Annotated in this window: 8 protein-coding genes; 4 read left to right on the forward strand and 4 right to left on the reverse strand. The window is 72.2% G+C overall.

Annotated elements, in window-relative coordinates:
- Positions 1-21 precede the first annotated feature (21 nt).
- Both ACWXWW_RS00910 and ACWXWW_RS00915 read right to left on the reverse strand, forming a co-directional pair.
- Positions 22-1,239, reverse strand: coding sequence for a hypothetical protein (locus tag ACWXWW_RS00910; RefSeq protein ID WP_455968239.1), 1,218 nt, complete (start codon positions 1,237-1,239; stop codon positions 22-24).
- Between the two features lie 657 nt (positions 1,240-1,896).
- Positions 1,897-2,799 carry an ADP-dependent NAD(P)H-hydrate dehydratase gene (locus tag ACWXWW_RS00915; RefSeq protein WP_282978162.1) on the reverse strand — a complete coding sequence of 301 codons (903 nt, stop codon included), beginning with the start codon at positions 2,797-2,799 and terminating at the stop codon, positions 1,897-1,899.
- Positions 2,800-2,857: 58 nt separating this feature from the next.
- Between ACWXWW_RS00915 and ACWXWW_RS00920 the strand changes: the two genes are divergently transcribed.
- The 3 genes from ACWXWW_RS00920 to ACWXWW_RS00930 all read left to right on the forward strand — a co-directional run bounded on the left by ACWXWW_RS00920 (position 2,858) and on the right by ACWXWW_RS00930 (position 6,447).
- Positions 2,858-3,949, forward strand: a complete 1,092-nt coding sequence (locus ACWXWW_RS00920) for an NADH:flavin oxidoreductase/NADH oxidase (protein WP_421075596.1) — start codon at positions 2,858-2,860, stop codon at positions 3,947-3,949.
- A 114-nt stretch (positions 3,950-4,063) separates the two neighbouring features.
- A complete protein-coding gene (locus ACWXWW_RS00925; protein WP_271172290.1) occupies positions 4,064-5,389 on the forward strand; it encodes a hemolysin family protein in 1,326 nt (441 codons plus the stop codon).
- Positions 5,386-6,447 carry a hemolysin family protein gene (locus tag ACWXWW_RS00930; protein ID WP_271172291.1) on the forward strand — a complete coding sequence of 354 codons (1,062 nt, stop codon included), beginning with the start codon at positions 5,386-5,388 and terminating at the stop codon, positions 6,445-6,447. The genes ACWXWW_RS00925 and ACWXWW_RS00930 overlap by 4 nt, the downstream gene beginning before the upstream one ends.
- A 22-nt stretch (positions 6,448-6,469) precedes the next feature.
- Here the strand turns inward: ACWXWW_RS00930 and guaB1 are convergent, their stop codons facing one another.
- A complete protein-coding gene (guaB1, locus tag ACWXWW_RS00935; protein WP_455968241.1) occupies positions 6,470-7,936 on the reverse strand; it encodes a GMP reductase in 1,467 nt (488 codons plus the stop codon).
- Between the two features lie 229 nt (positions 7,937-8,165).
- On the opposite strand from guaB1, the gene ACWXWW_RS00940 reads away from it, so the two are divergent.
- The gene (locus ACWXWW_RS00940) at positions 8,166-11,846 is read left to right on the forward strand and encodes a multifunctional oxoglutarate decarboxylase/oxoglutarate dehydrogenase thiamine pyrophosphate-binding subunit/dihydrolipoyllysine-residue succinyltransferase subunit (RefSeq protein ID WP_271172293.1); all 3,681 of its coding nucleotides are present in this window, start codon (positions 8,166-8,168) and stop codon (positions 11,844-11,846) included.
- Positions 11,847-11,919: 73 nt separating this feature from the next.
- Here the strand turns inward: ACWXWW_RS00940 and ACWXWW_RS00945 are convergent, their stop codons facing one another.
- Positions 11,920-13,221, reverse strand: coding sequence for a GNAT family N-acetyltransferase (locus tag ACWXWW_RS00945; RefSeq protein ID WP_455968242.1), 1,302 nt, complete (start codon positions 13,219-13,221; stop codon positions 11,920-11,922).
- Positions 13,222-13,270 lie beyond the last annotated feature (49 nt).

Raw genomic sequence — 13,270 nt, forward strand, 5'->3', positions numbered from 1 at the left:
GATTCCCCTTTCGAAGGACGGTCAGGACTCCGCGAGCGCGACGGCGCGCGAGCGGACGCGGACGGGCACGCGCGCCACGCGCGCGACCGCCCAGACGAGGAGGACGACGAGCAGTGCGTTGCGTGCCGTCAGGACCGACACGGCGAACGGCTCGGCGAGCATGACCCCCATGTAGAGGAGGGGGTACACGAGCTGGGTGAGGAGCGCGCAGGCCAGCGCGAGGAGAGCCGGCCCCCGAGCACGTCGCCGGTCGACGACGAGCCACAGCGCGATCGGCGCGATGAGCCAGTCGTGGAACTGAGGGGAGCCGACCTTGTTGAACACCATGAACGCGAGAACGAGGGCCAGCGCGAGCGGCGGCACGAGCGAGCGGTACGCGGCGCCCCGGCGCGCCTGGACGACGCCGAGCACGGCGATCGCGGCGACCGCGGCACCGAGCAGCGGGGTCATCGCGGCGATGACGGCATCGACCTGCGGTCCCGTCACCTGGAACGTGAGGATGTCGCGGTCGTAGAAGATCCACCAGTCCGGGATGTGCAGCGCGGCGCCCCAGAGGTAGAACGTGCTCACGGGCGCCTCGAGTTGCAGGCCGCGCCCCGTCTGCATCGTGACGAATCCGAGCAGGTGGGCCGCTCCCCCGCTCACCACGACGACCGCGACGACGAGGGCGGAGGCGACGGCAGCGCCGACGAGCACGGCCCCTCGGCGGCGCATCGCGACCACGGCCGTGGCCACGAGCGCAGCCGGCCACACCTTGATCCAGGCGGCGGCCGTGAGGAGGGCGGAGGCGACGATCGGCCGCGTCGCGAGGAGGAGCAGCCCGACGATCGCGATCGGCACCGTGATCGCGTCGAGCCGGAACATCCCGACCGGCCCGAGGAGGAGCGCGAAGCCGAGCCAGAACCACGCGGCCGTGCGGCGACCGCGTGATCGTCCGTCTCCGACGAGGAGCCAGAAGGCGACCGCGTCGCACAGCGTGACGAGGATCGCCCACGCGAGGTCGTATCCGCCGATCCCGGCGAGCGCGTGTGCGAGCAGCATCGGCGCGAGGGCCAGCTGCGGGTAGACCCACGCCTCGGTGACGCCGACGATGCCGTTGCCCGCGAGGGCGCGCGCCGACCACGGCTCGTACACGAGGTGGACGTCGCCCATCGGCTGGTTGGGCATCCACCACCCGGCCGCCGCGACCCAGACGTGCACGAGCGTGAACGCGATCCACAGCAGCATCCGCCTCGGCACGCCCCCATCCTACGGACCGCCCCTCCGGCCATCCGCCCCGTGCATGTCTCGAAAGGGCACGGATTCGGGGTGCCTATCCCTACCCGGGCGAGACATGCCGGGTCGGGCGCTTGCGCGTGGCCCTGGCGCATGTCTCGAAAAGGCACGGTTTCGGCGCGCCAATCCCTACCCGGGTGAGACATGCCGGGTCGGGCCTTGGCGCGTGGCCCTGGCGCATGTCTCGAAAGTGCACCGTTTCGGCGTGCCAATCCCTACGCGGGTGAGACATGCCGGCCCGGGCCCGGTCGCATGTCTCGAAAAGGCACCGTTTCGGCGTGCCAATCCCTACCCGGGTGAGACATGCCGGCCCGGGCCCGGTCGCATGTCTCGAAAAGGCACGGTTTCGGCGTGCCAATCCCTACCCGGGTGAGACATGCCGGCCCGGGCCCGGTCGCATGTCTCGAAAAAGCACGGTTTCAGCGTGCCAATCCCTGCACCGGTGAGACACGCTACGTCGGGCCCTGGCCGCACCCCGGTCGGATGTCTCGAAAATACACCCTTTCGGCATCCCTATCCCCACCCTGGTGAGACATGCTGGCTCCGCCCGGCCGCCCCGCCCCGGCCGCCGCACCAGCCCCCGCACCAGCCCGAACCGCCCCCGAACACGCCCGCGCCGGCTCAGGCGGCGAGCGCGGCGGCGAAGGCGGCCGGAAGCGCCTCGGCCACGTCGATCGCGGCGATCGGATGGCCGCGGCCGGAGGCGATGCGTCCGGCGGTCCCATGGAGCCAGGCAGCGGTCGCGGCGATCGGGCCGAGCTCCTCGACGTCGAGCTCGCGCCCCGCGACGCGGGCGGCCGCCGCTGCTCCCGCGAGCAGAGCGCCCGCCGCTCCGGCCAGGACGTCGCCCGTGCCCGCCGACGCGAGCCAGGGCGTGCCGGAGCGGACGACCGTCCACCATCCTCCCGGCGTCGCCACGATCGTCGCGGCGCCCTTGAGGAGCACGACGCCGCCGAGCGCGACCGCGGTCTCGCGGACGACGAGCACGCGCTCTCGGAACGGGCCGCTCAGGCGCGGGGCGAGCGGATCCTCCTCGACGTCGTCGATGCCGAAGCCGAGCGGAATGCGCACCTCGCGCAGCTCCCCCTCGTGCGGCGTCACGATGAGCGGGCCCGTGGCCTCCGCGGCGAGGTCGAGCGCCCCCGCGTCGACGACGACGGGCAGCGGCCGGTCGCGCAGGATGCCGCGCAGCAGCCGCGTCTCATCCTCGCCGCGTCCGCGCGCGTCCACACCGGAGCCGATGACCCAGGCGTCGGCGCGCCCCGCGCCGAGCACGGTCTCGGGTCGGCGCTGCAGCACGAGGCCCGCGACGTCCTCGGGGCCGTCCCACCGGACCATCCCGACGCCCGCGCGCCATGCGCCCTCCGTCGAGAGCACCGCCGCGCCCGGGTACGCGAGCGACCCCGTGCGCAGGGCGACGACGCCTCGGGAATACTTGTGGTCGTCTGCGGTTGGCACTCGCAGGACGCGGACCGCGTCCTGGGCGGTCCACTCATCCGAGTGCCATGCGTGTCCTCCCGGCATGCCGCCACCCTACTCGCGCTGTGCGCGGCGCCGACGAGCGCCGCCGGATCGGAGCACTGTGAGCCAGCTGTTCAGCCCCCTGACCGTCCGCGAGACGACGTTCCGCAACCGCCTGTGGGTGTCGCCGATGTGCATGTACAGCGCCGAGGACGGCGTCGTGAACGACTGGCACCACGTGCACCTCGCGCAGTTCGCATCGGGCGGCGCGGGCCTGGTCATGAGCGAGGCCGCGGCCGTCTCGCCCGAGGGCCGGATCTCGCCGCGCGACGCGGGCATCTGGAACGACGCCCAGCGCGACGCGTGGGCCGAGGTCGTCGCCGCGATCCACGCGCGGGGCGCGCTCGCGGCCGTGCAGCTCGCGCACGCGGGTCGCAAGGGCTCGACCTGGTGGCCGTTCGCCGACGCGGAGGGCAGCGTTCCGATCGAGGAGGGCGGATGGCCCACGGTCGCCCCGTCTCCGGTCGCGTTCGACGGCTACGCGGTCCCGCAGGAGCTCGACGAGGCGGGCATCGCGCAGGTGATCTCGGACTTCCGCGCCGCCGCCCGGCGCGCCCTCGATGCCGGCTTCGACGTCGTCGAGGTGCACGCGGCGCACGGCTACCTCCTGCACGAGTTCCTCTCGCCGCTGTCGAATCAGCGCACGGACGGATGGGGCGGCTCGCCGGAGGGCCGGGCACGGCTCCTGCTCGAGGTCGTCCGCGCCGTGCGCGCCGAGGTGGGCGACGGCGTGCCCGTCTTCGTGCGCTTCTCCGCGACGGACTGGGCCCCGGGCGGGCTCGAGGTCGAGGACGTCGCGACCGCGGCGACCTGGGCGCACGAGGCCGGCGCCGACCTCTTCGACATCTCCACCGGGGGTCTCGTGCGCCACCAGCGCATCGAGCCGGGACCGGGCTACCAGGTTCCGCACGCCGCCCGCATCCGCGAGCTCACGGGCCTCCCCACGGCGGCCGTGGGGATCATCACGTCGGGAGAGCAGGCCGAGGAGGTGCTCGCCGAAGGCGCAGCCGACGCCGTCTTCGCGGGTCGCGAGTTCCTGCGGGATCCGCACTTCGCGCTCCGTGCGGCGGCCGAGCTCGGCGAGCCGGCCGACGCGCTGTGGCCGCCGCAGTACCTGCGCGCGCACCGCGAGCGCGTGGCGGCACGACGCTGAGCGAGACGCGCGTCCAGAGGCGTGCCGTATCATGAGCGGCACGATGGACGACCCTCCGAGTTACAGACGATCGCCCCACTGCCCGCCCTCCGAGCCCCTCGGAGGTGACGAATGATGGATTACGTCTTCCTGGGCGTGGGGCTCATCCTGACGATCGGAACCGGTCTGTTCGTCGCGAGCGAGTTCGCGCTCGTGAACCTCGACCGCGCCGAGCTCGAGGCGCGCCAGTCGCGCGGCGAGAGCCGCCTGTCGCTCACGATCCGCGCGCTGCGGCACACCTCGACGCACCTGTCGAGCGCCCAGCTCGGCATCACGCTGACGACCCTGCTCACGGGCTACACGCTCGAGCCCGCGTTCTCGAACCTGCTGCGGCCGGTCCTCATCGGCTGGGGCGTCGCCGAGCCGGCCGTCGCGCCCATCGCGACCGTCGTGGCGATGGCCGTCGCGACCATCCTCTCGATGATCCTGGGCGAGCTCGTGCCGAAGAACTTCGCGCTCGCGCTGCCGCTGGCCACGGCCAAGGTGGTCGCGCCGTTCCAGATCGCGTTCACCGCCGTGTTCCGGCCGGTGATCGCCCTGCTGAACGGCAGCGCCAACGCCGTGCTGCGGGCGATGGGCATCGAGCCCAAGGAGGAGCTCTCGGGCGCCCGCTCGGCCGAGGAGCTCTCGAGCCTCGTGCGGCGCTCCGCTCTCGCGGGCGTCCTCGAGGAGGACACCGCGACCCTGCTCGACCGGAGCCTCACGTTCGCGCGACTCAGCGCGGGCGACGTCATGACGCCGCGGCCGCGCGTCCACGCGGTCGCGGCCGGCGACTCCGCCGACGAGGTGATCCAGCTCGCGCGGCAGACCGGGCACAGCCGGTTCCCCGTGTACGACGAGTCGATGGACGACATCGTCGGCATCGTGCACCTCAAGGCCGCGGTCAGCGTTCCGCGCGAGCGGCGAGGCGACGTGCCGGCGGCCGCCCTCGCGAACGAGCCGCTGCGCGTTCCCGAGACCGTGCACCTCGACGCCCTCATCGCCGAGCTCCGGGTCGGCGGCTACCAGATGGCCGTCGTCGTCGACGAGTACGGCGGCACGGCGGGCGTCGTGACCCTCGAGGACCTCGTCGAGGAGATCGTCGGCGAGGTGTCCGACGAGCACGACCGCCGCCCCGCGGGGGTCGTGCGCCACCGCGACTCGGTGACCTTCCCCGGTCAGCTCCGCCCCGACGAGCTGCGCGACCGCGCAGCCGTCGAGGTGCCGGAGGACGACGCGTACGACACGGTCGGCGGATTCATCATGAGCGTGCTCGAGCGCGTGCCCGTCGTCGGAGACGCCGTGCGCGTCGACGACGGCACCCTCACCGTGGAGCGGATGGACGGGCGCCGCGTCGACCGCGTGCGCTTCACCCCCGACCCGCTCCCCGAGGGCGCTGAGGACGAGGAGGGCCGGCGATGAGCGACTGGGCCGGACTAGCATGGCTCGTGGTGCTGCTGCTCGCGAACGCCTTCTTCGTCGGCGCCGAGTTCGCCGTCATCTCGGCGCGGCGCTCGCAGATCGAGCCGCTCGCCGAGAAGGGCTCGCGCGCGGCGCGCACCGCGCTGTTCGCGATGGAGCACGCGACGCTCATGCTCGCGACCTCGCAGCTGGGCATCACGATCTGCTCGCTGCTCATCCTGAACGTCTCGGAGCCGGCGCTGCACCACCTCCTCGCGGTGCCGCTCGGGCTCACCGGGATGGCCGAGGCGGCCGTCGACACGATCGCGTTCGTGATCGCGCTCGTGTTCGTCTCCTACCTGCACGTCGTGTTCGGCGAGATGGTCGCCAAGAACATCGCGTTCTCGGTTCCCGACCGCGCCGTGCTCCTGCTCGCGCCGCCGCTCGTGTGGGTGTCGAAGGTCTTCCATCCCGTGATCTGGGCCCTGAACTGGCTCGCGAACGCGGTGCTGCGCCTCTTCGGCGTCGAGCCGAAGAACGAGGCCGCATCGACCTTCACCCTCGACGAGGTCGCCACGATCGTCGCGCAGTCGCGCCGCGAGGGCGTCCTCGACGACACCGCCGGCACGGTCGCGGCCGCGGTGGAGTTCACCGACAAGAAGGCGAAGGATGTCGCGGTGCCGCTCGCGCGGATCGTGACGCTTCCCGAGCAGGTCACGCCCGACGAGGTCGAGCGCGCGGTGGCGAAGCACGGCTACTCGCGGTACGTGATCGTCGACGATGCGGGCGACCCGGTCGGATACGTCCATCTCAAGGACATCCTCCGCGCCGCGAACGGCGACGACCCGGATGAGAAGGCCGCGCGCCCCATCCCGCCCAAGCGGATCCACGCGATGGTGCCGGTTCAGGAGACGACCGACCTCGAGGACGCGCTGGCGATCATGCGCCGCGCCGGGCGCCACCTGGCCCGGGTGCGCGACGCCGAGGGCACGACGACAGCCGTGCTCTTCCTCGAGGACATCATCGAGGAGCTCGTGGGCGAGGTCCACGACGCGACCGAGCGCTCCCGCCGGCGCTGACGCGACGCCCCGGCGCTCCCCGTCACCAGCTGACGGGGAGCGCCTTCCCCTCCTCGTAGCCCGCCGCGGACTGCAGGCCGACGCGGGCGCGGTCGTGGAACTCCGCCACGGTCGCGGCGCCCGCATACGTGAACGACGAGCGCACGCCCGAGGTGATCATGTCGACGAGGTCCTCGACACTCGGGCGGAGCGGGTCGAGGTAGATGCGCGACGACGAGATCCCCTCGGCGAACAGCTCCTTGCGTGCACGCTCGTAGGCGTCGAGTCGGCCGAAGCGCTCCTGCACGGCCTTCGTCGAGGCCATCCCCCACGACTCCTTGAAGATGCGGCCGTCGGCGTCCGTCTGCAGCGAGCCCGGCGCCTCGATGGTGCCGGCGAACCACGAGCCGATCATGACGCTCGCGGCGCCCGCCGCGAGCGCGAGCGCGACGTCGCGCGGGTAGCGGACGCCGCCATCCGCCCACACGTGCGCGCCGAGGTCGCGCGCGGCCTCGGCCGTCTCGAGCACGGCCGAGAACTGGGGCCGCCCGACGGCGGTCATCATTCGGGTCGTGCACATCGCGCCGGGGCCCACGCCGACCTTGAGGATCGACGCGCCGGCCGCCACGAGGTCGCGGACGCCGTCGGCCGTGACGATGTTGCCGGCCACGACCGGGATGCCGAGGCCGAGACCCGCGACGACGCCGAGCGCGCGCAGCATCCCCTCCTGATGCCCGTGCGCGGTGTCGACCACGAGCACGTCGACGCCCGCCGCCGCGAGCGCCCGGGCCTTCGCCTCGACGTCGCCGTTGATGCCGATCGCCGCGGCGACGACGAGGCGGCCGCCGGCGTCGACCGCGGGGCGGTAGAGCGTCGACCGGAGGGCGCTGCGGCGCGTCGCGGTGCCCACGAGCCGGCCCTTGCGCACGACCGTCATCATCTCGACATCGGCGTCCACGAGCAGGTCGAACGCATGGCGCGCGTCGGTGACGTCGTCGGCGTCGATCGACGGCACGGGGCCGCGCACGAGGTCGCCGAGCGCGGCGTCGGGAAGCGCGGTAGCGAGCCGAGACGCCGGCAGCATGCCGCGGATGTCGGACACGTGCGGGAGCTCGCCATCCGCTCCCTCGCCGCGACCGACGACGATGCCGTGCCCCTCGAGCGGCGGCAGCACGCGACGCGCCTCCTCGACCGTCGTCTCCGGCGCGAGGATGAGCGGCGTGTCCCAGTGCACCGGCTGCCGCTTCACCCAGCGGATGGCCGCATCGAGGGCCTGAAGGGGCATGTCCTGCGGGAGCACGCCGAGCCCGCCGCGGCGCGCGAGGGCCGCCGCGAGCCGCGGGCCCGTCACGGAGTTCATGTTGCTCGACACGAGCGGGATGGTCGCGGTCGTGCCGTCACCCGGCGCGAGGTCGACCTGGAGGCGGCTCGTGACCGCCGATCTGCGCGGCGCGAGGAAGACGTCCGAGTAGGTGAGATCGACCGTCGGGGGCTCGCCGATGAATTCCATGTCGCCCACGGTAGCGCCGCCCTGTCGGAACGCGGCGGTGCGCGACTGTGCGTGCCATCAGAGCGCGTCGCCTCAGGGCGTTCCGCGCGGCGAGTGGGCTAGGCTGGATGCCTGAACGCACGCGCATCGTCCCGGTGCGAAGAGACCGCCTCGGGAGGTCCGGTTCGGGGGTTTTCCGCATCGGAGCATGCGTGCCATCGATTCAGGGACGAAAGTGGGCGATCCTGCCGTGTCAAGCCGTGTGACGGGCGTCGGTACCTCGAGCGAAGACGAGTTCGGTGCCAACGAGTGGCTCGTCGAAGAGCTCTATGAGCAGTTCAAGGTCGACCGCAACGCGGTCGACAGGGAATGGTGGCCGATCCTCGAGGCGTACGGCGCAGGCGCCGGCGCGCCCGCGGCTCCGGCTGCTCCGACCGCGACGCCCTCGGGCGGCCCCGCGCATCCGCCGACGGCGCCGATCCCCGTCGTCGGGCAGCAGCCGGTCGCGCGCACGACGGCGCGCCCCGCGGCGCCCGCGCCCATCCCGGCCGACCAGCCCGTCTCGAAGCCCGCGAACGGCGACGACCAGCGCGAGGCCGAGGAGGACAGGGTCACCGTCCTCAAGGGCATGACCAAGACGCTCGCGAAGAACATGGACGAGTCGCTGACCGTCCCGACCGCGACGAGCGTGCGGACCATCCCCGCGAAGCTGATGATCGACAACCGGATCGTCATCAACAACCACATGGCGCGTGCACGCGGCGGCAAGGTGAGCTTCACGCACCTCATCGGGTGGGCGCTCATCCGCGCGCTCAAGGAGTTCCCGAGCCAGAACGTCTTCTACGCCGAGATCGACGGCAAGCCGTCGGTCGTCGCCCCCGCGCACATCAACCTGGGCATCGCGATCGACCTGCCCAAGCCCGACGGCTCCCGCGCCCTCATGGTGCCGAGCATCAAGAAGGCCGACACGCTGACCTTCAACGAGTACCTCGCCGCCTACGAGGACCTCGTCAAGCGCGCTCGCGCGAACAAGCTCACCGCGGCCGACTTCGCGGGCACGACGATCTCGCTCACGAACCCCGGCGGCATCGGCACCGTCCACTCGGTGCCCCGCCTCATGAAGGGCCAGGGCTGCATCATCGGCGCGGGCGCCCTGGAGTACCCGGCCGAGTTCCAGGGCGCGAGCCCGAAGACGCTCAACGAGCTCGCGATCGGCAAGACGATCACCCTCACGAGCACCTACGACCACCGGGTCATCCAGGGCGCCGGGTCGGGCGAGTTCCTCAAGAAGGTGCACGAGCTGCTGCTCGGCGAGCGCGACTTCTACGAGGAGATCTTCGCGGCCCTGCGCATCCCGTACGCGCCGATCCACTGGAACCCCGACGTCGCCGTCGACCTCTCCGAGCGCATCGACAAGACCGCGCGCGTGCAGGAGATCATCAACTCCTACCGCGTGCGCGGGCACCTCATGGCCGACGTCGACCCGCTCGAGTACGTCCAGCGCGAGCACCACGACCTCGACATCGAGTCGCACGGGCTGTCGTTCTGGGATCTCGACCGCGAGTTCGTCACGAACGGCTTCGGCGGCAAGCGCCAGATGAAGCTGCGCGACGTGCTCGGCGTGCTGCGCGACACGTACTGCCGCACCGTCGGCATCGAGTACATGCACATCGCCGACCACGAGCAGCGCGAGTGGTTCCAGCGGAAGCTCGAGGTCAAGTACGTCAAGCCGGACCACGACGAGCAGCTGCGCATTCTCCGCAAGCTCAACGAGGCCGAGGCGTTCGAGACCTTCCTCCAGACGAAGTACGTCGGCCAGAAGCGCTTCTCGCTCGAGGGCGGCGAGTCGCTCATCCCGCTCCTCGACCGCATCCTGCAGGGCGCGGCCGACGGCGGGCTCGAGGGCGCCGCGATCGGCATGCCGCACCGCGGCCGCCTCAACGTGCTGACGAACATCGCCGGCAAGGCGTACGGCGAGGTCTTCCAGGAGTTCGAGGGCGCCCTGCCCGGCAACAAGCGCGGCTCGGGCGACGTCAAGTACCACCTCGGCACCCAGGGCACCTTCACGTCGGACGGCGGCTCCTCGCTCGAGGTGCTCCTCGCCGCGAACCCGTCGCACCTCGAGACCGTCGACGGCGTGCTCGAGGGCATCGCGCGCGCCAAGCAGGACCGCGGCCCGATCGCGTCGTTCTCGTGGCTGCCCGTCCTCATCCACGGCGACGCGGCCTTCGCGGGCCAGGGCGTCGTCGTCGAGACCCTGCAGATGTCGCAGCTGCGCGGCTACCGGACCGGCGGCACGGTGCACATCATCGTGAACAACCAGGTCGGCTTCACCACGCTGCCGCAGGACTCGCGGACCTCGTACTACGCGAGCGACGCGGCCAAGACCATCCAGGCGCCGATCCTCCACGTGAACGGCGACGACCCGGAGGCCGTCGTGCGCGCCGCGGAGCTCGCCTTCGAGTACCGCGAGCGCTTCCACCGCGACATCGTCATCGACCTCGTCTGCTACCGCCGCCGCGGTCACAACGAGGGCGACGACCCGTCGATGACGCAGCCGCTCATGACCGACCTCATCGAGGCGAAGCGCTCCGTGCGCCGCCTGTACACCGAGGCCCTCGTCGGCCGCGGCGACATCACCGAGGAGGAGTACGAGCAGGCGAAGGCCGACTTCCAGAACCGCCTCGAGGTCGCGTTCGCCGAGACGCACGCGGTCGAGACGGGGGCGAACCCCGTCGTCACGCCCGAGGTCGAGCAGGACCCGGTCGTCGGGGAGCCCGACGTCACCGGCGTCCCGGTCGAGGTGATCCACCAGATCGGCGATGCGCACGCGAACAAGCCCGAGGGCTTCACGGTGCATCAGAAGCTGCAGCAGCTGCTCGACAAGCGCGTGCAGATGAGCCGCGAGGGCAAGATCGACTGGGCGTTCGGCGAGCTCCTCGCGTTCGGATCGCTCCTGCTCGAGGGCACGAACGTCCGCCTCGCGGGCCAGGACTCGCGTCGCGGCACGTTCGTGCAGCGCCACGCGGCGTTCCACGACCGCGTGAACGGCCAGGAGTGGCTGCCGCTCGTCAACCTCTCGGAGAGCCAGGGCCGCTTCTGGGTGTACGACTCGCTCCTCAGCGAGTACGCGGCGCTCGCGTACGAGTACGGCTACTCGGTGGAGGCCGAGGAGGCGCTCGTTCTCTGGGAGGCGCAGTTCGGCGACTTCGTCAACGGCGCGCAGTCGGTGATCGACGAGTACGTCTCGTCGGCCGAGCAGAAGTGGGGCCAGGAGTCGGGTGTCGTTCTCCTCCTCCCCCACGGGTACGAGGGCCAGGGCCCCGACCACTCGTCGGCGCGCATCGAGCGCTTCCTGCAGCTGTGCGCGCAGGACAACATGACGGTCGCGCGTCCGTCGACGCCCGCGTCGTACTTCCACCTCCTCCGCCGCCAGGCGTACGCACGGCCGCGCAAGCCGCTCATCGTCTTCACGCCGAAGGCCATGCTGCGTCTGCGCGGGGCGACGAGCGAGATCCAGGACTTCACGCAGGGCCGCTTCCAGCCGGTTCTCGCCGACGACCGTCCGATCGACAAGGCGGGCGTCACGAAGGTGCTCCTGCACTCGGGCAAGATCCACTGGGATCTCCGCGGCGAGCTCGAGAAGAACCCCAACCCGTCGATCGCGCTCGTGCGCCTCGAGCAGTTCTACCCGGCGCCCGTCGAGGCGCTGCAGGCCGTGCTCGCGGAGTACCCGAACGCGGAGATCGTCTGGGTCCAGGACGAGCCCGAGAACCAGGGCGCGTGGCCGTTCATCTCGCTCGAGGTCGCCGGCCGTCTCGGCCGCACGATCTCGGTCGTCTCGCGACCGGCTGCCGCCGCGCCGTCGACCGGGTCCTCGAAGATCCACGCGGTCGAGCAGGCCGAGCTGATGGGCCGCGCGCTGGCCTGATCCGCACGATGAAGCGGCCGGTCATCCCTCGGGATGGCCGGCCGCTTCGTCGTGCGGTGCGGATGCCGCGAGCTCAGTACCAGATGCTGAGCGACGGCGGCTGGGCGGGCCGGAACGCGACGTCGAGCGCCGCCGCGACCGCGCGGTCGCCCGCCATGCGACGTGCCGCGAGGAGACCGAGGGCGGGCACGCCCCCGAGGAAGATCGAGGACAGCTGCGCGATCCCGAGCCGGAGGTCGGGCGCCGCGTCCGTCGGCGCCACGTGCGCACGGCCATCCGCGCCGATCTCGAGGCGCCACGTGCCCGTCGTGAGGTCGAGCGGGTCGGTCACCTCGAGCGTCGCCGTCGCCGGTGCGGAGTACGTGCGCGCCTCGAGCGCGCGCGGCACGTCGAGGATGCGCAGCCAGCCGTGGTCGCGGATGGTCTGCACGGCGCCGCGCTCGTCGCTCACGAGCCAGCGGAGCGGGTCGTCGACGGGCCGCAGGTCGGTGCGGACCTCGGCCACGAGATCGTGCTGGAGGGCGAAGCGCAGGAGGGCGGCGGTCGCGTCGTCGGTCTCGGCCGCGAGATGGCGGATGTCCAGGCGCGCGAGCGCGAAGTCGCTCTCGCCCTCGGCGATCCGGTAGGCCATCGCGCCCCGCACGGCGCCGTCGGCGTCGACATACCGCACGCCGCGGACGCTGTCGCCGTCCTTCACCGAGGAGGACAGGCCAGCGTGCTGCCGCCAGCGCCGCGGCCATCCGGCGATCTCGCCCGCGCGCAGCGTGCGCTGACGGTCGTGCACCTCCCCGAGGTCGCGCGCGAGCTGCTCGCGGCTCACGAACTCGACGCGGCCGTCGGGCTCGCCGCCGGACCATCCCGCCCGGCGCACGTCGATCGTCCACCGGCTCATGGGGATCGCGGATCCGAAGCCGTACCGGCCGTAGATGGTGGTCTCGGTCACGGTCAGCCCCGCCATCGCGAGGCCGGCCTCGGCCGCGGCGCGCACCTCGCCCTCGAGCATGGCCCGCGCGATGCCGCGCCGCCGGTGGGTCGGCGACACGGTCACACCGCTGATCGCCCACATGTCGAGCTCGCCGCCGGGGATCGTCAGCGGCGTGACCCACGAATCGACCGTCGCGACCGGGATCTCCGGCTCGGCGATCGACGCGTCGAACACCGCCGTGTACCGGCGGTCGGCGAGCTGGGTGTGCTGCTCGGTGAGCGACTCATCGTTCACCTCCGGGCCGAGGAATCCGCGCGACACAGCTTGGAGCGTGCGGCCCAGTGCGTCGCGGTCCGCCCCGTCGACGAGCCGGTAGTCGAGGCCGGCGGCGGCGAGGCGCGCGTGAGAGGTCGGGTCGGCGGGAACAGTGCGTGCGTCGATGGGGCTCACCGCACCAGCCTACGTGCGGGCGCGGACGCCGGTTCCGAGCCGCCGCCCG

The sequence above is a fragment of the Microbacterium sp. KNMS genome, from assembly GCF_053851835.1.